At 70.4% G+C, this 16989-nt stretch carries 19 protein-coding genes; 4 read left to right on the top strand and 15 right to left on the bottom strand.

Annotation, left to right across the window (positions count from 1 at the left end; translation table 11 throughout):
• Positions 1 to 49 precede the first annotated feature (49 nt).
• On the bottom strand, positions 50 to 754 hold the full coding sequence (locus RHOOR92_RS0112295) for a YdcF family protein (protein WP_007512358.1): 705 nt from the start codon (positions 752 to 754) through the stop codon (positions 50 to 52).
• Between the two features lie 134 nt (positions 755 to 888).
• On the opposite strand from RHOOR92_RS0112295, the gene RHOOR92_RS0112290 reads away from it, so the two are divergent.
• Genes RHOOR92_RS0112290 through RHOOR92_RS0112280 form a run of 3 tightly spaced genes read left to right on the top strand, consistent with a single transcriptional unit; the run spans position 889 to position 3625 of the window.
• On the top strand, positions 889 to 2082 hold the full coding sequence (locus tag RHOOR92_RS0112290; RefSeq protein ID WP_037115412.1) for a beta-ketoacyl-[acyl-carrier-protein] synthase family protein: 1194 nt from the start codon (positions 889 to 891) through the stop codon (positions 2080 to 2082).
• On the top strand, positions 2079 to 2873 hold the full coding sequence (locus RHOOR92_RS0112285; protein WP_027490348.1) for a beta-ketoacyl synthase chain length factor: 795 nt from the start codon (positions 2079 to 2081) through the stop codon (positions 2871 to 2873). Before RHOOR92_RS0112290 ends, RHOOR92_RS0112285 begins: the two co-directional genes overlap by 4 nt.
• A 2-nt stretch (positions 2874 to 2875) precedes the next feature.
• Positions 2876 to 3625, top strand: a complete 750-nt coding sequence (locus RHOOR92_RS0112280) for a glycosyltransferase family 2 protein (protein WP_037115410.1) — start codon at positions 2876 to 2878, stop codon at positions 3623 to 3625.
• A 47-nt stretch (positions 3626 to 3672) separates the two neighbouring features.
• Here the strand turns inward: RHOOR92_RS0112280 and RHOOR92_RS0112275 are convergent, their stop codons facing one another.
• From RHOOR92_RS0112275 to RHOOR92_RS0112235, 9 genes are all read right to left on the bottom strand, one after another.
• Entirely contained in the window at positions 3673 to 4203 is a 531-nt protein-coding gene (locus RHOOR92_RS0112275; protein ID WP_027490347.1) for a hypothetical protein, read from the bottom strand.
• A 62-nt stretch (positions 4204 to 4265) separates the two neighbouring features.
• Positions 4266 to 5003 carry a 3-oxoacyl-ACP reductase FabG gene (gene fabG, locus RHOOR92_RS0112270; RefSeq protein WP_027490346.1) on the bottom strand — a complete coding sequence of 246 codons (738 nt, stop codon included), beginning with the start codon at positions 5001 to 5003 and terminating at the stop codon, positions 4266 to 4268.
• Between the two features lie 19 nt (positions 5004 to 5022).
• Complete coding sequence (locus RHOOR92_RS0112265; protein WP_015449073.1) at positions 5023 to 5457, bottom strand: 3-oxoacyl-ACP reductase; 435 nt, start codon at positions 5455 to 5457, stop codon at positions 5023 to 5025.
• On the bottom strand, positions 5441 to 7753 hold the full coding sequence (locus RHOOR92_RS0112260; RefSeq protein ID WP_196802023.1) for an MMPL family transporter: 2313 nt from the start codon (positions 7751 to 7753) through the stop codon (positions 5441 to 5443). The genes RHOOR92_RS0112265 and RHOOR92_RS0112260 overlap by 17 nt, the downstream gene beginning before the upstream one ends.
• A 2-nt stretch (positions 7754 to 7755) precedes the next feature.
• Positions 7756 to 8418, bottom strand: coding sequence for a LolA-related protein (locus RHOOR92_RS0112255; RefSeq protein WP_027490344.1), 663 nt, complete (start codon positions 8416 to 8418; stop codon positions 7756 to 7758).
• Positions 8336 to 9301, bottom strand: a complete 966-nt coding sequence (locus RHOOR92_RS0112250) for an acyltransferase (RefSeq protein WP_015449076.1) — start codon at positions 9299 to 9301, stop codon at positions 8336 to 8338. Before RHOOR92_RS0112250 ends, RHOOR92_RS0112255 begins: the two co-directional genes overlap by 83 nt.
• Positions 9298 to 9597, bottom strand: a complete 300-nt coding sequence (locus tag RHOOR92_RS0112245; protein ID WP_015449077.1) for a hydroxymyristoyl-ACP dehydratase — start codon at positions 9595 to 9597, stop codon at positions 9298 to 9300. The genes RHOOR92_RS0112250 and RHOOR92_RS0112245 overlap by 4 nt, the downstream gene beginning before the upstream one ends.
• Positions 9594 to 10313 carry a hypothetical protein gene (locus RHOOR92_RS0112240; RefSeq protein WP_027490343.1) on the bottom strand — a complete coding sequence of 240 codons (720 nt, stop codon included), beginning with the start codon at positions 10311 to 10313 and terminating at the stop codon, positions 9594 to 9596. The genes RHOOR92_RS0112245 and RHOOR92_RS0112240 overlap by 4 nt, the downstream gene beginning before the upstream one ends.
• A 103-nt stretch (positions 10314 to 10416) precedes the next feature.
• On the bottom strand, positions 10417 to 10686 hold the full coding sequence (locus tag RHOOR92_RS0112235) for a phosphopantetheine-binding protein (protein ID WP_015449078.1): 270 nt from the start codon (positions 10684 to 10686) through the stop codon (positions 10417 to 10419).
• Between the two features lie 92 nt (positions 10687 to 10778).
• Here RHOOR92_RS0112235 and RHOOR92_RS0112230 point away from each other — a divergent pair, with 92 nt between their 5' ends.
• Complete coding sequence (locus RHOOR92_RS0112230) at positions 10779 to 11783, top strand: pteridine-dependent deoxygenase (protein WP_027490342.1); 1005 nt, start codon at positions 10779 to 10781, stop codon at positions 11781 to 11783.
• 55 nt (positions 11784 to 11838) lie between these two features.
• Here RHOOR92_RS0112230 and glmU read toward each other — a convergent pair whose 3' ends face one another.
• The 5 genes from glmU to atpG form a co-directional block, all read right to left on the bottom strand.
• Positions 11839 to 13209, bottom strand: coding sequence for a bifunctional UDP-N-acetylglucosamine diphosphorylase/glucosamine-1-phosphate N-acetyltransferase GlmU (glmU, locus tag RHOOR92_RS0112225; RefSeq protein ID WP_027490341.1), 1371 nt, complete (start codon positions 13207 to 13209; stop codon positions 11839 to 11841).
• A gap of 73 nt (positions 13210 to 13282) precedes the next feature.
• Positions 13283 to 13939 carry a hypothetical protein gene (locus RHOOR92_RS0112220; protein ID WP_231378387.1) on the bottom strand — a complete coding sequence of 219 codons (657 nt, stop codon included), beginning with the start codon at positions 13937 to 13939 and terminating at the stop codon, positions 13283 to 13285.
• 52 nt (positions 13940 to 13991) lie between these two features.
• Entirely contained in the window at positions 13992 to 14417 is a 426-nt protein-coding gene (locus tag RHOOR92_RS0112215) for a F0F1 ATP synthase subunit epsilon (RefSeq protein ID WP_015449082.1), read from the bottom strand.
• A 55-nt stretch (positions 14418 to 14472) separates the two neighbouring features.
• Positions 14473 to 15885, bottom strand: a complete 1413-nt coding sequence (gene atpD / locus RHOOR92_RS0112210) for a F0F1 ATP synthase subunit beta (RefSeq protein ID WP_007512397.1) — start codon at positions 15883 to 15885, stop codon at positions 14473 to 14475.
• Positions 15886 to 16026: 141 nt separating this feature from the next.
• Entirely contained in the window at positions 16027 to 16944 is a 918-nt protein-coding gene (gene atpG / locus RHOOR92_RS0112205) for a F0F1 ATP synthase subunit gamma (protein ID WP_027490339.1), read from the bottom strand.
• Positions 16945 to 16989: the final 45 nt, after the last annotated feature.

Raw genomic sequence — 16989 nt, 5'->3', positions numbered from 1 at the left:
CACGGCCCGTGCAGTCTGCCGGGCGGCAGCGCGGCGCACAAGGCGGCGCTCAGCTGATCCGCGCGCGCATCCGCCGGTGCCCGATCAGCCCCGCCCAGCGCAGCCCCAGGTCGATCCACATCAGGTAGCTGGCCTCGAGCAGCAGCAGGCCGAGGTAGCGACGCTGCCACGGCAGCGTCGGCTCGGCGGCGACCGGATTGCCGTCGAAACCGAGCCGGCGCGCCAGCAGCAGGCAGCGCGCCAGGTGGTAGCGACTGGTCACCAGCGCCACCGGCGGCAGGCCGGCATCGCCGGCCTCGGCCAGCAGCAGGCGGCGCGCGTGGCGCAGGTTTTCCAGCGAGTCGACCGACTCCTGTTCCAGCTGCACCTGCACCTCGCCGGGCAGTCTGTGCAGCCGCAGCCAGGCGTGGCCGGCAGCGGCCTCGCTGCACTGGCCACCGCTGCAGCCGCCGAGCAGCAGCAGGTGACCGGTCTGCTGCTGCTCGGCCAGCGCCAGCGCACGGCGCAGTCGCTGCCGGTAGTCGTGTTCCGGCACATCGCGCTCGAGCCGGCGGCCGAACACCAGCGTCACCATCCGCCGCGGCGGTGCCAGCGGGCTGCGCATGGCGACACGGCAGACGTGGATCAGGTAGCCCAGCCAGACCAGGCCCGCGCTGAGCACCAGCGCCAGCGCGGTCACCAGCGCGGCATGCTGCACGTCGCGGTCGCGCAGGTAGCGCCAGGGGTTGCGTGGTGGGGACGGATTCGGCAACACGGGGAAGTGCGGAGCGGGGGTGCGTCAGCATAGCCGCAACGCGCCGCCGGCGGCGGTTCGGCGGCTGAACGCCCGCCGCGCGCAGACTAGGCATTCACGGGGGTGCCGGCTACGCTTTCCCGATGCCTTCCCCGATGACACCGCTCGCGGTCACCGCGTACACCGCCACCTCCGCCATGGGCAGCGGCCTCGCGGCGCAGCTCGACGCGCTCGAGCACGCCCGCAGCGGCCTGCGCCCGAACGACATCGGCAGCGCGCCGCTGACCTGCTGGATCGGCCGCGTCGAGGGCGTGGAAGACACCGTGCTGCCCGCCGCGCTCGCCGCCTGGGATTGCCGCAACAATCGCCTGGCCTGGCTGGGGTTGAACCAGGATGGCTTCCTCGAACGCGTGCGGGCGGCGCGTGCACGCTACGGCGCCGACCGCGTCGCGCTGCTGCTGGGCACGTCCACCGCCAGCATCGGCGCCACCGAGGAAGCCTATCGCCGGCTCGATGCCGACGGCGGCTTCGCCGACGACCTGCTGCGCCCGGCGATCCACGCACCGCATTCGCTGGCCGCCTTCGTCGCCGCCGCGCTGGCGCTGGAAGGGCCGTGCCTGACCGTCTCCACCGCCTGCTCGTCCAGCGCCAAGGTGTTCGCCAGCGCCGAGCGGATGCTGCGCCTCGGCCTGGTCGACGCGGCGGTGGTCGGTGGCGTGGACACCCTGTGCGACAGCGTGTTGTTCGGCTTCAACGCGCTGGAGCTGGTGTCGCCCGAGCCGTGCCGCCCGTTCGACGCCGCGCGCAGCGGCATCTCGATCGGCGAGGCGGCCGGCTTCGCCCTGCTGGAACGCGCGGAGGTGGCGCCCGCCGCACTGCGATTGCTCGGCTACGGCGAGGCCAGCGACGCGCACCACATGTCCACCCCACACCCGCAGGGCCTCGGTGCCGAGCTGGCCCTGCGCGACGCGCTGACCCGCAGCGGCCTCGACGCGGCGCGGGTGGATTACATCAACCTGCACGGCACCGCCAGCCTGAAGAACGACGAAGTGGAGGCGGCGCTGGTGGCGCGCGTGTTCCCGGCCAGCACGCGGGCCAGTTCGACCAAGGGCTACACCGGCCACACGCTGGGCGCCGCCGGCATCGTCGAGGCGACCGTCGCGCTGCAGGCGATCGCGCACGGCCTGATCCCGGGCAACCTCGGCGGCAACACTCCCGATCCGATCTGCGGCGCGCAGTTCGCCTGGCGCAGCGAGCGCCAGCGCGTCGACGTGGCGCTCAGCAACTCGTTCGGCTTCGGCGGTAACAACGCCTGCCTCGCGTTCGCCCGCGCGGGGTTCGCCGCATGAGCGCGCTGCGCTTTTGCGTGGAAGGCGTCGGCCTGTGGTCGCCGGCGCTGGCCGACTTCGCCGCGCTGCGCGCGCTGCTGGCCGGCACCACGCCACCCGCGCCGCCGCCACGCCCGGCCGCCGCCACGCTGCCGCCGAACGAACGCCGGCGCGCGCCGGAGAGCGTGCTGCTGGCGATCGAGGCGGCGGGCCAGGCGCTGGCGATGAGCGGCCGCGACGCCGCCACGCTGGCCTGCGTGTTCGCCTCCTCGCACGGCGACCAGGCGATCACCGACTACATGTGCGCCACCCTGGCGCGCGCACCGGCGGAGTTGTCGCCGACCCGCTTCCACAATTCGGTGCACAACGCCGCGGTCGGCTACTGGACCATCGCCACCGGCTGCCACGCACCGTCCACCGCGATCTGTGCCCAGCACGCCAGCTTCGGTGCCGGCCTGCTCGAAGCCGCCAGCCAGGTGCTGGCCGAGCAGCGCCCGGTGCTGCTGGTATGCAGCGATACCGCCGGCAGCGGCCCGCTGAACGAAGTCACCGCCTGCCACCAGCCATTCGGCTGCGCGCTGGTGCTGGCGCCGCACGCCGGCCCGGCCACGCTGGCCCGGCTCGACCTCACACTGCAGCCGGGCACGGCCCCCGACCCGCCGCTGCCCGAGCCGCTGGCAAGCTGGCGCGCCGGCAACCCGTCGGCGGCGGGCCTGCCGCTGCTGGCCCTGCTCGCCGGTGGCGGCGGCCACTGCCGGCTGGCCGCCGCCGCTACACTGGGATTGCGCATCGACATGGAGCACGTCACTTGAACATGGCCACTGCACGCTGGTGCGTGCTGATTCCCTGCCTCAACGAGGAAGCCGCGATCCGCTCGGTGGTCGAGTCCGTGCTGGCGCTGGGCGCGCCGGTGATCGTGATCGACGACGGCTCGGACGACCGCACGCCCGAGATCGCCGCCACGCTGCCGGTGACCCTGCTGCGCCACGACACGCGCCGCGGCAAGGGCGAGGCGCTGCGCCACGGCTTCCGCGAGGCCCTGCGCCAGGGCTACGACGCCGTGCTGACCATGGATGGCGACGGCCAGCACCTGGCCAGCGACATCCCGCGCATCGTGGCCGCCGCGCAACGCCACCCGCAGCACATCGTGATCGGCGCGCGCCTGCTCGACCGCGAGCAGCAGCCGAAGGGTCGCCGCCGCGCCAACGCGGTGGCCGACTGGGGCATCTCCTGGGCCTGCGCGCAGCCGGTGGCCGACACCCAGAGCGGGCAGCGCTGGTACCCGCGCGCGGCGCTGGCGCTGGTCGACCTGCCGGCGGAGAATTTCGTGTTCGAGGCGGCGATCCTGATCGCCGCCTCGCGCGAACAGCGGCTTGGAGTGGTCTCGGTGCCGATCGCCTCGCGTTACCACGGCACGTTCCGCCCCAGCCACCTCAAGCCGGTGCGCGACGTCACCCGCATCACCACTTACACGATCGGCCGGGTGATCCACTACGGCCACGTGATCCGCAGCTATCGTCGCTCGCGTGGTGTGCCGCTCGTGGTCGACGAGTCCGCTGGCTGATCCGGCAGGCGGCCATCGCCCCGTGCGGCGATGGCCAGGCCGAACGGTTACTCCAGATCGCCGAGCATGTCGTCCTTGCCGGGCCGGGCCAGCCAGCCGGCAATGTCTTCACCGAGCGCCTTGACCGTTCGCCCGAGCACCGAGCAGTTGCCCTTGAAGCCGCCGAACGCGCCGCCCATCGAATTGCGCCGCCCGATGAAATGGCCGACCTCGGTGCCGTCCTGGTAGAGCCGGCCCTTTACCGTGGTGTAGGTGTGGTGGCCGAGGAACGCGTTGCCGTCGGCCACCGAGTCGGTGATCTCCAGCACCAGCGCGCGGCCCGCCGAACCGGCGCCAACCGACGCCACCTGCGTCACCGCCACGCCCTTCTCCTGCCCGTACTTCTTGATGAAGCCGGACAGCTTCTCGCCGAGCTGGCACTCGCGCTTGACCGCACCCGCGATCACCGCATCCTGCGCGAAAGGAACCACCGCCGGCACGCTCACCGTGGCAGACGGCGCCGCGTTGTTGTCGGCGGCATGGGCAACGGAAAAGACACCGCACAACAAGGCGGCGGAAACAAGAGCGGTCTTGCGCATCGAACATCCTCCGTGATGGAACCCCCTGGCTCCGTCCGTGCAGTATGCCGGTTCGCCGTCGCTCAGCCCATGCCGCCGTTGACGCCGATCAGCTGGCCGTTGACGTAGCCGGCCGCGTCGGAGCACAGGAACGCCACCAGCGCGGCCACTTCCTCCGGCCGGCCGGCGCGCTGCGCGGGCACCAGCTCGCGGATACGTTCGGGCGGGAACGCCGCCTCGACCATGCGCCCCTCGATCACGCCGGGCGCGACCACGTTGACGGTGATCCCGCGCGAGGCCATCTCGCGCGCCAGCGACTTGCTGGCGCCCACCAGCGCCGCCTTCGCCGCGGCGTAGTTGGTCTGGCCGCGATTGCCCAGCTGTGCCGCCGCCGAGCCGATCGAGACGATGCGGCCGAAGCGCGCGCGCGCCATCGGCAGCAGCAGCGGCCGGGTGACGTGGAAGAAGCCGTGCAGCGAGACGTCGATCACCCGGTGCCACTGCTCGTCACTCATGCCGGCCATCGGCGCGTCGTCGTGGATGCCGGCGTTGTTGACCAGCGCGTGGATCGGCCCTTCGGCCAGCAGCGCGTCCAGCGCCGCGCGGGTCACCTCCGCATCGGTGACGTCGAACGCCAGCGCCTGCGCGCTGCCGCCGTCGGCGACGATCGCCACGGCGGTTTCCTCGGCCCGGGTCAGGCTGTGGTGGCCATGCACGATCACGTGCCAGCCGGCCGCGGCGAGCGCGTGGCAGATCGCGCCGCCGAGCTCGCCGCTGCCGCCGGTGACCAGGGCGCGGCGTGCGGGATGGGCTTCGGACATGGCAGGCCTCGCAGGCGGATCAGCGGGAAGGATGGATCACCGCGGCGCGCCCGCTGGCCAGCAGGCGGCCGCGATGCTCGACGCGGAACGCATACTGCGCGCCGCCGTCGTCGGCGTAAAGACACTCGGCGTGGACGTCCAGATGGCCGTCAAGCCGATCGACGTATTCCTCGAACAGCTGCACGTCGCGCAGGCTGACCAGCCTGCCGGGGCGCACCGTCTCGCTGCCGCGCGCACGCGCCAGCAGCGCGCCATGCACGGCCATCGCCTGCGCGCCGTACTCGGCCAGATGCACCGCATGCAGGCCGTGTTCGCCGCGCAGCGGGTTGTCGGTGCGCGCATGGCCCGCGCTGACCGCGTGGATCGTGCGCTCGTCCCACGCGAGCACCGCGTCGAGCAGGCACATCGTGCCCGCATGGGGGATCAGCTGGGCCCAGTCAGTCTTCGGCAACATGCGGCGCCATCAGGATCGACAGGCAGAAATGGAACGCCACGCCCAGGCTCACGGTGAGCCCGATCGCGCGCAGCACGGGGATCGTCGCCCACGCCAGCATGCCGAACACCAAGAGCGCGGACAGCACACAGACCAGGGTGGCGTGCAGCGTGCGCCGCTGCTCGGCCGGATCGCCGGTGTCGCGCTCGAAGAACAGCGCGTAGTGCAGGCCCAGCCCGCCGGCGAGGATCAGCGCGACCAGGTGGAACAGCGAGATCTCGATGCCGGCCACGCGTTCCACCGCCAGCACCAGGAACGTCGCCAGGGTCATCGGCGCCAGCACGTGCCAGGCGCGGCGCACGCTGCGCAGCGCGAAGGTGATGGTCAACACCAGCAAAACCGCAGCGGCCAGCAAGGCCTGCAGGATGCGCGTGCGGTAGTCGACCACCAGCGACTCGGAAGCCGCTTTCAGATCCAGCAGACGCACGGTGCCGTTCGTGTTCGTACCAAGCGCCTGCAACGCGGCCACGTCGTGCACGCCGCTGACCGTGCCCAGGCCCAGCCAGTGGCCGTCGCGCTCCACCAGCATCGCGGCGAGGCGCTGACCCAGCGGGGTCTGCGCGTAGCGCTGCGGCGTCAGTGGCGGCAGCGTGCGCGCGGCCTGCACGTCGTCGACGAACGGCCGGAACAGGTCGGCGCGGAACGGCAGGCCCCGCGACGCCTCGTCCAGTGCGTGCTGCAGGGTGCCGCGATCGGGCAGCTTCGCCTGCCGCGCGCGCTGCACGGCCACGCTGGGCAGGTAACGCGACGGCAGCTCCAGCGCATCGACCGCGTGTCGTGCCAGCAGCGCATCGACGCGCGGCTGCAGTTGCTCCGACAACGCCAGCACGCCCTGTTCGGTCGGCGCCTCGAGCACCAGCAGGTAGCGCACGTCGGGCGCGCCGAGCGCCTCGCGCAGGCGCGCGTCGTGCTGCAGCAGGTCCGCCGGCAGCGGGGTCAGCGCGGCGAGGTTGTCCTGCCAGAACGGGCCGCGCGCCAGCGCCAGCATCGCCACGATCGCCACGGCGACCACGCCGGGAATCCAGCGCGGCCGCGGCAGCCGGTCGACGAAGCTGCGCGCCCTCATCAGCCAGCGCATGCCGGCCACGTCGCGCACGCGCCGTGGCAGCAGCTGCGGCAGCAGGTAGCGCGTGCTGAAGCCGGCCACCAGCAGGCCGACGATGGTGAACACCGCCAGCTGCTTCAGCCCGTTCACGCCCGACGCGTAGAACGCCAGGTAGGCGATGCAGGCCGAGGCGATCGCGGTCAGCAGCAGCGGCCATAGCGCACGCACGCTGGCCAGTGCGTCCTCGCCGGCACGACGGTGGCTGAGCACGCGGATCGGGTATTCCTGCGCCACGCCGAGCAGGGTGAAGCCGAACGCGAGGGTGATCCCGTGCACCGCAGGAAACGCGAGCGTCAACGCGGCGATGCCGGCCAGCGCGGCGCTGGCGATCGGCAGCGCCGACAGCAGCAGCGAACCGACGCTGCGGTACGCCAGCAGCAGCAGCGCGACGAAGCCCACGGTGGAGATGCGCCCGATCCAGTCGGCCTGGTGCCGCGTCTGCGCGCCGACCACCACGCTGAAATAGCCCGGGCCGCTCAACTCGAGCTTCGCGCCGGCGCTGCCGGGCAGCGCGGCGAAGGCGTGGCGGATGCCGTCGATCGCCTGCTGCTGCGCACCCGGATCGAAACCGGCGGCGACCGTCTGCACCAGCAGCAACGCCTCGCCCTGCGGCGAGAACCACACGCCCTCGCGCAGTTCCGGCGACTTCGCCGGCGCCCACAGCTCGGCCAGCTTCAGCACCTCCAGCGTGGGGTCGCGCGGCAGCAGGCCTTTCAGCAGACTGGCCGCCGGCGAGGACAGGTCATCCAGTCGTTGCTGCAGCTGGTCGGCGAGGTACGCCTCGTCCAGCGGCTGCGTGTCCAGCGCGGGCGACAGCAGGTAGCGGTACGGCAGCAGGCGGCCGTCCAGCGCGCCGAGGTCGAAACTGCCGTTGAGCACCTGGCTGTAGCGTCGGTCGTTCTTCAGCGCCGCGGCGAGGCCCTGGCTCAGCGCGGCCAGTTGCGTGTCGGACTGGCCGCGGATGGAGAGCAGCAGCAGGCGCGACCCCGGCCCTTCGCCGACCTGTTCCATCAGCAGGCGCTGGTCCGGCGTGGTCGGCGCGGGCATGAAGCTGCGCAGGTCGGTGCTGACGTGCAGCCGCTGGCTGACCATCCAGCCGAGCCCGGCCAGGGCCAGCAACCAGGCCAGCAGCAGCGTCGCGCGGGCGCGCATGTTCAGGGTGCGCTCCGGCACAGCGCCTCGAGCGCCTCGCGGGTGGGCGCAGCCGGCATCTGCGCGGCGAGCGGGCCGAGCAGGTCGACCGCGAGGTCACCATCGGCTTCCTGCATGTGCATGCAGCGCGAGGCGTTCGCGTAACCGTCGATGCGGATGCTGGCGACGGTCTTCGCCACGCGGGCGTCGCGCGGCACCAGGGTCAGCGTCCACGCGCCGCCGGTGTCACCGTGCTGGCGGATCTCGAACGCCTGCTGCAATCGCGCGGCGTCGCCGCTGAGCAGCGCCACGAAACTGTCCAGCAACACCTGCAGCTGCGGCGCGCGCTTCAGCGAGAAGTGCCGCGGACTCCTGCCGTCGCGCTGCTGGGTCACCTCGCCGTCGGCGATGGTGGCGGTTTCCTTTTGCGGCTGTTCGACGCGCCGCTGCAGCCGGTCGCCGCCCAGCCACGACAGCTCGCCGGAGACCACCAGCGGCCGATCCAGCACCTGCAGGAAGCGCGCCTCGGCGAAGGCAGTATGCGCGGGCGCCGGCTGGCCCAGCGCGGCCACCAGCGCCGCCGCCGACGCCGCCGGGGCCGGCTCAGACGCCGACGCGCTCGCCCACGGCAGCAGCAGGCTCAGCAGCAGGCTCGCTCGCAGCGGGCGCCTCTTGCCAGAAATCATAGAAGTTGAACCAGTTGTAGGGGGCGACGTGGATGTAGTGTTCCAGTCGTTGCGCATAGCGGGCAATCAGCACGTCCAGCACCGGGCCACGATCATGCCGCGGAATCTCCACCCGGTCGCTGAACGGCTCGAACACCAGCCGGTAGCGGTTGCCGCCCAGGTACAGACCGAAACACAGCACCACCGGCACCCGCAGCGTATGCGCCAGTAGCCACGGACTGACCGGGAACGGCGCCGGGGCACCGAGCAGGCCGGTACGCCGCAGCACCTCGTGGCCGCGACCGCGGTCGGCCAGCATCGCCACCACCGCGCCGTCAGCGCAGGCCTCGGCCATCGCCAGCGCGATCGTGGTGCCATCCTGCGCCGCATCGATCACGCAGGCGCCCACGTCCGGTGCCAGTGCTTCGAGCAGCTCGGTCATCGCCGGCGTCTTCTGCTTGTCCAGCACCACCCGCAGCGCCATCTGCGGACGGCGCGCGCCGATCGCGCGCAGCGCCTCGAAGCTGCCCTGGTGCGAGCCGAGCAAGAGGACGCCGCGGCCCTGCGCGATGCGCTCATCGAGCAGGTCCAGGCCCTCGGTCTCGATCTGGAACGGCCGCTCGCCATGCGCCAGCAGGAAGATCCGGTCGAGGATGGTGGCGGCGAAGCAGTGGATGTGTTTCAGCACCTGCCACGCCGTCGCCGGCCGGCCGAACGCCCGCCGCAGGTACTGCCGCGAGGCCCGCCGTTCCGGCCCGCGGCGCAGGAAGAAGTACAGCGTGATCGGGTACAGGCACAGCCGGCCCACACGGCGCCCGCCATGCAGCGCGATGGTGCGGATCAGCCACAGCGCGAAACGCCCACCGCCCTCGGGCCGGCTCTGCCAGTGTCCATGCATGTTCATGTCGCTCCCTCGACCAGGCCGCGTGCCAGCAGCATGCCGTCACGCCGTATCTCGAAACGGATGCGTGACGCGTCCGTCGCCGCCAGCTGCAGCTGCGCCGTCTCGCCCGGCAACAGCGGCGCGGCGAATTTCGCTTCCAGCACGCGGCCCAGCCGCTGACCGCGCCAGGCGCGCAGGGCCAGCGCCACCTGCTCCAGCAACACCACCCCGGGCACCAGCGGCGCGCCGGGAAAATGGCCGGGCAACGCGGGATGCCCCGCGTCGACGCGCAGCGCCTGTTCGAAGCCGGCGCTCATGGCGCCACCACGCGCTTGCCGCGCAGCAGTTGCGGCCAATGCAGCGCCAGTTGCAGCAGCATGTCGTGCAGGCCGGGGTGCGGCAGATGGCGCAGCCGCCAGCGGCGGCAGCCGTACTCCGCCAGAAACGCCACCCCCAGCAGCAGATAGCCACCCAGATGCAGCCACACCGCGGCCCAGCGTGCGGGCACGACCAGCGGTGCGGCGATGCCGGCGCGCGCCAGCAACCCATCATGGTCGGCGCACAGCAGCAGGACGGCCAGCAGCAGCGCCTGGCCGCCCAGCAGCACGGTCCAGAACCAGGTGACCTGGCGCGCGTAGGCGGCCACGCCCGGCTGGCGCAGCCGCTCGGCGCCCTCGATGGCAACGATGAAACGCTCCACCAGCGGCTCGGGTGTGCCCAGCGTGCGGCCGAACCAGGCCGCCAGCAGCGCGTTGATCAGCACCGGCACCGCCTCCAGCAGCGCGCCGGCGAAGCCGCAGCGCCAGCTCAGCAGCAGGCCGAACAGCACGCCCGACCACAGCAGCCACGACGTGCCGCGGCGCGCCAGCAGCTGCGGCAGCATCAGCACGGTCAGCAGCAGGGCCAGCGCCAGCAGCGCGAACACCTGCCGCTGCGTCACGGCGCCGACGATCGCCAGCAGCGGGTAGGCCGGCAACAGCAGCAGGCCATAGCGCCGCGTGGCGTGTTCGGGCGAAAGAGGAGAGGACGTCATGCCGGGTTCCGCATCGGCTCCACCGGAACCGCGAGCCTGCCACGGGCGAAGCAACGCAGCATGAAGGAAGCGGCGTGGACGGGCTCGGAACGCATCGCCGGCCTCAGCCGGCGCGGTTCTGCTCGACGTGCGCGGACAGCGTGCGCAGGCTGGTGAAGATCTGCCGGTTGTCCGGGTTGTCCGAGCGCAGCTGGAAGCCGTAGCGCCTGGACACGGCCAGGGCGATTTCCAGCGCGTCGATCGAATCCAGCCCCAACTCGCCACCGAACAGCGGTGCGTCGGGATCGATCTGCCCGGGGGTGACGTGCTCGAGGTTCAGGCATTCCACGACCAGGGTGGCCAATTCGTGCTGCGCCGATGTCTGTTCCGCCATGCTCGGTTCCGTACGCTGAATGCATTGCCTCCCCCCGGTGGCAGTGATCGCGGAGTGTAACATAGCGCCCTTGTCGTTCCCGGTTGTACGCCATGATGCAGGGCTGCGAAAACCCCCAGATGGACCCGCTGCCGCGCCGCGCGCCGCAGGTGTGCTATCGCACCGGCGAAGCAGCCGCGCTGCTCGCCGAACCCGGCACGCTGGCGCTGTTCGGCTTCGGTGCCGGCACGCCGGCCAGTGCCGACCCGCGCTACCTGCAGGTGGCGCTGGAACCCTTCGATGCGGGCGCGCCGCTGGAGCTGTGGCGGGTCGATGCACCGGTCAGCTGCGGCAGCGACGGTGCCTTGCACTGGTCGGCCGGAGGCGGCTGGCTGTTCGTGGCGCTCGAGCTGGACGAACGCGAACACGGCGGGCCGACCGCCACCGCCCGGCTGGCGTACGAGCGGCTGCACCGCTTCGTCGCCACCCGCGCGGCGCAGCACGTGCTGCGCGTGTGGAACTACCTCGGCGCGATCAACCATGGCGATGGCGACGCCGAGCGCTACAAGCATTTCTGCGACGGCCGCGCCGCCGGCATGGGCGACTTCTTCGCCGAAGGCTTCCCCGCGGCCACCGCGATCGGCCACCACGGCGACGAGCACCGCCTGCAGGTTTATCTGCTGGCTGGCGACCAGGCCGGCCTGCGGGTGGAAAACCCGCGCCAGGTCAGCGCTTGGCGCTACCCGCGCCAGTACGGACGCACGCCGCCCAGCTTCGCCCGCGCGATGGCGTTGCCGGCGCAGGACGTACTGGCCATCTCCGGCACCGCCGCGGTGGTCGGCCACGCCTCGGCGCACCAGGACGACCTCGATGCCCAGCTGGAGGAAACCCTGCTCAACCTCGAGACGCTGCTGGCCAGCGCCGGTATGGCCGCCGGCTTCGACCCTCGCTCGCCGCTGAAGGTCTACGTGCGCCACGCGGCGGACGCTGCACGCGCGCGCGACTTCCTGCAACACCGCCTGCCCGGCGTACCGCTGCTGCTGCTGCACGGCGACATCTGCCGCCGCGAGTTGCTGGTGGAAATCGACGGCTGGCGTTACGCCTGGAGCGGGGAGTGAGCGAAGGCAACGGCGGAGCGCGCTTCGGCTTTTATCGCGCCCCACTCCCCTTCGCTCACTCCTGCTTCACCGGCCGCTTCCAGCCGGGAAACGTCTGCTGCTTGCCGCGCGCCACGGTGAGTTCGCCCGCGGGCGCATCGCGGGTGATCACCGAGCCGGCGCCGATGGTGGCCTGGGCGCCGATCGTCACCGGCGCGACCAGCGCACTGTTGGAACCGATGAAGGCGCCGTCGCCGATCTGCGTGGCGAACTTGTTCACGCCGTCGTAGTTGCAGGTGATGGTGCCGGCGCCGATGTTGACGCCGCGGCCCACCACGGTGTCGCCGAGGTAGCTCAGGTGGTTCGCCTTGCTGCCTTCGCCGAGATGCGTCTTCTTGGTTTCCACGAAGTTGCCGACGTGCACGCCGGCCTCGAGTTCGGTGCCGGGGCGCAGTCGCGCGAACGGGCCGATCGCGCACGGACCGTGGGTGACCACGCCGTCCAGGTCGCAATGCGGCTGCACCATCGTGCCGGCGGCCAGCTGCACGTCCTTCAGCCGGGTGAACGCACCGATGCGCACGTCGTCGCCGAGCACCACGCGGCCTTCCAGGATCACGTCGACATCCAGCTCGACATCGCGGCCGCTGGCGACCGTGCCGCGCACGTCGACGCGCAGAGGATCGGCCAGGCGCACGCCATTTCGCATCAGTGCACGCGCCGCACGCTGGCGGTACTCGGCTTCCAGCCCGGCGAGCTGCAGCGCATCGTTCGCACCCGAGGCCTCCACCGGATCGGCGCACTCCACGCCGAGCGCGGGGCGCTTCTCCTCGCTCGCCATCGCGAAGATGTCGGTGAGGTAGTACTCGCCCTGCGCATTGTCGCGGTCGAGCCCGGCGATCCAGACGCGCAGCGCGGCGGCAGAGGCGACGAGGATGCCGGTGTTGACCAGGTTGACGGCACGCTGCTCCTGGTCGGCGTCCTTCTCCTCGATCACCGCCCGCACGTGGCCGTTGCCGTCGCACAGCACGCGGCCGTAGCCGCACGGATCGGCCAGGCGCATGGTGAGCAGGCTGAAGCCTCCCTCCGCTGCCGCCAGCTGTCGCAGGGTGTCGGCCCGGGTCAGCGGCACGTCGCCGTACAACACCAGCACGCGCGCGCCATCGGGGATCTCGCCCAGCGCCTGCTCCACCGCATGGCCGGTGCCCAGTCGCTCGGCCTGCAGCACCCAGCGCAGATCGGTCTGGTCGGCGAACGCGGCCCGTACCTGGTCGCCGCCGTGGCCATAGACGACATGGATGGCCGCCGGCTGCAGCGCCCGCGCGGTGTCGATCACGTGCGCCAACAGCGGTCGCCCCGCCAGCGGCATCAGCACTTTCGGGCGGCTGGATTTCATCCGCGTGCCGGCGCCGGCGGCGAGGATGACGACGTGGAGGGAAGCGTGGTTCATCGGTGTCGGCCCTGACAGGTTTCGATCAAAAAAGCATAGCAGCCGATTCGGCCTTGACGCGGGCAGGTGTGAGTCAACGCTGCGCTGCCGCGGACGAAACCGTGGACTTGCCGGCGTGACAGGCGAAACGGAACACATAGGCCAGACTGAACGGCTTCGCCTCGCTGTCGACCACATGGCTGTTGCCGTCGACGTCGGCAGCCCAGCGATTGATCGTCAGCGGGTTGAACTGCCATTGCAGCGCGGCCACGCGCACCGCGTCGACGAATGCGTGCCGGCTCGCATCCGCCTGTGCCTCGCCCGTCACGCGCACCTCGTCGACCTTGCCCTGTTCGTCGACGACCAGCAACGCCGGCACTTCCTGAGGAGGAGGGCAATGGGCCAACACACTCGGTGGATATACCGGCGTCACGCGCTTGAATGGGGTGGCGCCGCTGGACACCTCGCCCAGCGCCAACTGGTAGCGCACCGTATCGGGCGGCACGACCACTCGCCATGACGCATCACCGCTGGCTGGCGGTAGTGACTGATGTGGCGACGTGGCGCAGCCGGCCAGCAGCAACGACAGCATGCAGCCGCATAAACGGAAGGTGGGAATCGCTCCTGCCATCGCAATCTTCCCTGCATTGCCAAAGCTGCATCGTGCCGACACGAAAACGCCGGCACAAGGCCGGCGCTCTTTTCCGTGGAGATCCATCGAAGCAACCGCTTCATCCACGGGTGCGGCCATGGATGGCCGCCTTTTGACTTTTGCTTTGCGCTCACGGACGAGCGCACCAACCTCAGTGCTTGAGGCTCTTGCGCAGGCGCTCCAGCGCCTGCAGCTGGGTAATCGCCTGGGCCAGCTTGACCTGGGCCTCGGCAATTTCCATCGCATCGGTGCGGTTGGCCAGCGCGTCCTCGGCTTCCTTCTTGGCGCGCTGCGCGGAGGCCTCGTCGAGGTCGGCGGCACGCGCGGCGGTGTCGGCCAGCACGGTGACCACCTGCGGCTGCACTTCCAGCATGCCGCCGGAAATCCAGAACTGCTGGCGCTCGCCGCCGGCCAGCAGCACGTCGACGTGGCCCGGCTTGAGGCGGGTGATCAGCGGCGCGTGGCGCGGCGTGATACCGAGCTCGCCGATTTCGCCGGTGGCAACGACCATCGTCGCGTCGCCGGAGAAGATCTCGGCTTCGGCACTGACGATGTCGACGCGAATGGTTTGGGTCATGACTCAGGTTCCAAATGCTTAAGGCGACGGGCGGGCACGCGGTCCGCCCGCGGGATCAGGCGGCCTTCTTGGCGCCCATCTCTTCCGCCTTCTTGATCGCCTCGTCGATGCCGCCGACCATGTAGAACGCCTGCTCCGGCAGATGGTCGACGTCGCCGTCGACGATCATCTTGAAGCCGCGGATGGTTTCCTTCAGCGACACGTACTTGCCCGGCGAGCCGGTGAACACCTCGGCCACGTGGAACGGCTGCGAGAAGAAGCGCTCGCACTTGCGCGCGCGCGCCACGGCCTGCTTGTCCTCTTCGCTCAGCTCGTCCATGCCGAGGATCGCGATGATGTCCTTCAGCTCCTTGTAGCGCTGCAGCGTGCCCTGCACCTTGCGGGCGACGTCGTAGTGCTCCTGGCCGATCACGTTCGGATCGAGCTGGCGGCTGGTGGAATCGAGCGGATCCACCGCCGGGTAGATGCCCAGGCTTGCGATGTTGCGCGAGAGCACCACGGTCGCGTCCAGATGGGCGAAGGTGGTGGCCGGCGACGGATCGGTCAGGTCGTCCGCGGGCACGTACACGGCCTGGATCGAGGTGATCGAACCGGTCTTGGTCGAGGTGATGCGCTCCTGCAGCACGCCCATTTCCTCGGCCAGGGTCGGCTGGTAGCCCACCGCCGACGGCATGCGGCCGAGCAGCGCGGACACTTCGGTACCGGCCAGCGTGTAGCGGTAGATGTTGTCCACGAACAGCAGTACGTCCTTGCCCTTGCCGTGCTCGTCCTTCTCGTCGCGGAAGTACTCGGCCATGGTCAGGCCGGTCAGCGCCACGCGCAGGCGGTTGCCCGGCGGCTCGTTCATCTGGCCGTACACCATGGCCACCTTGTCGAGCACGTTGGAATCCTTCATCTCGTGGTAGAAGTCGTTGCCCTCGCGGGTACGCTCGCCCACGCCGGCGAACACGGACAGGCCCGCGTGCGCCTTGGCGATGTTGTTGATCAGCTCCATCATGTTGACGGTCTTGCCCACGCCGGCGCCGCCGAACAGGCCGACCTTGCCGCCCTTGGCGAACGGGCAGACCAGGTCGATCACCTTGATGCCGGTTTCCAGCAGGTCGTTCGCGGCGGCCTGGTCGGCGTAGCTCGGCGCCTCGCGGTGGATCACCCAGCGGTCCTGCTCGCCGATCGGACCAGCCTCGTCGATCGGGTTGCCGAGCACGTCCATGATGCGGCCGAGCGTCTGCTTGCCGACCGGCACCTTGATGCCTTCGCCGGTATTGCGCGCCGCGAGGCCGCGCTTCAGGCCCTCGGTCGAACCGAGCGCGATGGTGCGCACGATGCCGTCGCCCAGCACCTGCTGCACTTCCAGCGTGATCTCGGTGCCGTCGATCTTCAGCGCGTCATACACCTGCGGCACCTGGTCACGCGGGAACTCCACGTCGATGACCGCGCCGATGATCTGAACAACTTTGCCCTGGCTCATGCTGATAGCTCCGGATGAATCTCTTTAAGATTTCGATTTGTACAAAGCGCCAATGAAACGTCGCTCTTACTAGGAGTGCGGCCATGGATGGCCGCCTTTTGATCTTGCTCTGCGATCAGGGACGATCGCATTCATACCCACTTACACCGCCGCTGCGCCGCCGACGATCTCGCTGATTTCCTGGGTGATCGCGGCCTGGCGGGCCTTGTTGTAGACCAGGGTCAGTTCGCCGATCACCTTGTTCGCGTTGTCCGACGCGCTCTTCATCGCGACCATGCGCGCGGCGTGCTCGCTGGCCAGGTTCTCCAGCGCTGCCTGGTACACCACCGACTCGATGTAGCGGGTCAGCACGTGCTCCAGCACGGTCTGCGCATCCGGCTCGTAGAGGTAGTCCCAGTCGTGACTGGACTCCAGCTTGACGCCGGCATAGGCCGACTCGCCCGCTGCCTGGTGTTCTTCCATCTCCGCGGCCACCAGCGGCAACGGCAGCAGCGCATCGATGGTCGGCTTCTGCGTCATGGTGTTGACGAAGTCGTTGTAGGCGAGGAACACGCGATCCAGGCCGTTGGCCTGGTAGGCGTCCATCATCACCTTGATCACACCGACCAGCTGTTCGAGCTTCGGCTTCTCGCCGAGGTGGCTGACACTGCCGACCAGGTTGACGCCCTTGAGGCGGCGGAAGAACGCTACCGCTTTCTGCCCGATCGCCACCACATCGACCTGCACGCCCTGCTGCTGCCATTCGGCAATCGCCGGCAGCAGGCGACGGAACAGGTTGGAGTTCAGGCCGCCGCACAGCCCGCGGTCGGTCGACACCACGATGTAGCCGACCCGCGCCACGTTGTCGCGCTGGACCAGGAACGGATGGCTGAAATCGGTGCTGGCCTGCGCCACGTGCGCGATCACCTTGCGCATCGAGCGCGCATACGGGCGCGAGGCCTTCATCAGATCCTGCGCCTTGCGGATCTTCGAGGCCGAGACCATCTCGAGCGCGCGCGTCACCTTGCGCATGTTCTGCGTGCTCTTGATCTTGGTTTTGATTTCGCGTCCGCTGGCCATGCTCTATCCGCTCGTTATGCTCGCTGGTGGGAGGGGAGAAGACCG

It is taken from the genome of Rhodanobacter sp. OR92, from assembly GCF_000427545.1.
GTDB lineage: Bacteria > Pseudomonadota > Gammaproteobacteria > Xanthomonadales > Rhodanobacteraceae > Rhodanobacter > Rhodanobacter denitrificans.
The sequence above is the reverse complement of the archived record's forward strand: the minus strand, read 5'-3'. Positions and strand labels throughout refer to the sequence as shown.

Coding starts and splice junctions, on each gene's coding strand:
- RHOOR92_RS0112230 (WP_027490342.1), top strand. CDS start 10,779: ATGATGCAGGGCTGCGAAAACCCCCAGATGGACCCGCTGCCGCGCCGC.
- RHOOR92_RS0112220 (WP_231378387.1), bottom strand. CDS start 13,939: ATGGCCGCACCCGTGGATGAAGCGGTTGCTTCGATGGATCTCCACGGA.
- RHOOR92_RS0112275 (WP_027490347.1), bottom strand. CDS start 4,203: ATGCGCAAGACCGCTCTTGTTTCCGCCGCCTTGTTGTGCGGTGTCTTT.
- atpD (WP_007512397.1), bottom strand. CDS start 15,885: ATGAGCCAGGGCAAAGTTGTTCAGATCATCGGCGCGGTCATCGACGTG.
- glmU (WP_027490341.1), bottom strand. CDS start 13,209: ATGAACCACGCTTCCCTCCACGTCGTCATCCTCGCCGCCGGCGCCGGC.
- RHOOR92_RS0112265 (WP_015449073.1), bottom strand. CDS start 5,457: ATGTTGCCGAAGACTGACTGGGCCCAGCTGATCCCCCATGCGGGCACG.
- RHOOR92_RS0112290 (WP_037115412.1), top strand. CDS start 889: ATGACACCGCTCGCGGTCACCGCGTACACCGCCACCTCCGCCATGGGC.
- RHOOR92_RS0112235 (WP_015449078.1), bottom strand. CDS start 10,686: ATGGCGGAACAGACATCGGCGCAGCACGAATTGGCCACCCTGGTCGTG.
- RHOOR92_RS0112255 (WP_027490344.1), bottom strand. CDS start 8,418: ATGATTTCTGGCAAGAGGCGCCCGCTGCGAGCGAGCCTGCTGCTGAGC.
- RHOOR92_RS0112285 (WP_027490348.1), top strand. CDS start 2,079: ATGAGCGCGCTGCGCTTTTGCGTGGAAGGCGTCGGCCTGTGGTCGCCG.
- fabG (WP_027490346.1), bottom strand. CDS start 5,003: ATGTCCGAAGCCCATCCCGCACGCCGCGCCCTGGTCACCGGCGGCAGC.
- RHOOR92_RS0112260 (WP_196802023.1), bottom strand. CDS start 7,753: ATGCGCGCCCGCGCGACGCTGCTGCTGGCCTGGTTGCTGGCCCTGGCC.
- RHOOR92_RS0112280 (WP_037115410.1), top strand. CDS start 2,876: ATGGCCACTGCACGCTGGTGCGTGCTGATTCCCTGCCTCAACGAGGAA.
- RHOOR92_RS0112240 (WP_027490343.1), bottom strand. CDS start 10,313: ATGACGTCCTCTCCTCTTTCGCCCGAACACGCCACGCGGCGCTATGGC.
- RHOOR92_RS0112250 (WP_015449076.1), bottom strand. CDS start 9,301: ATGAACATGCATGGACACTGGCAGAGCCGGCCCGAGGGCGGTGGGCGT.
- RHOOR92_RS0112245 (WP_015449077.1), bottom strand. CDS start 9,597: ATGAGCGCCGGCTTCGAACAGGCGCTGCGCGTCGACGCGGGGCATCCC.
- atpG (WP_027490339.1), bottom strand. CDS start 16,944: ATGGCCAGCGGACGCGAAATCAAAACCAAGATCAAGAGCACGCAGAAC.
- RHOOR92_RS0112215 (WP_015449082.1), bottom strand. CDS start 14,417: ATGACCCAAACCATTCGCGTCGACATCGTCAGTGCCGAAGCCGAGATC.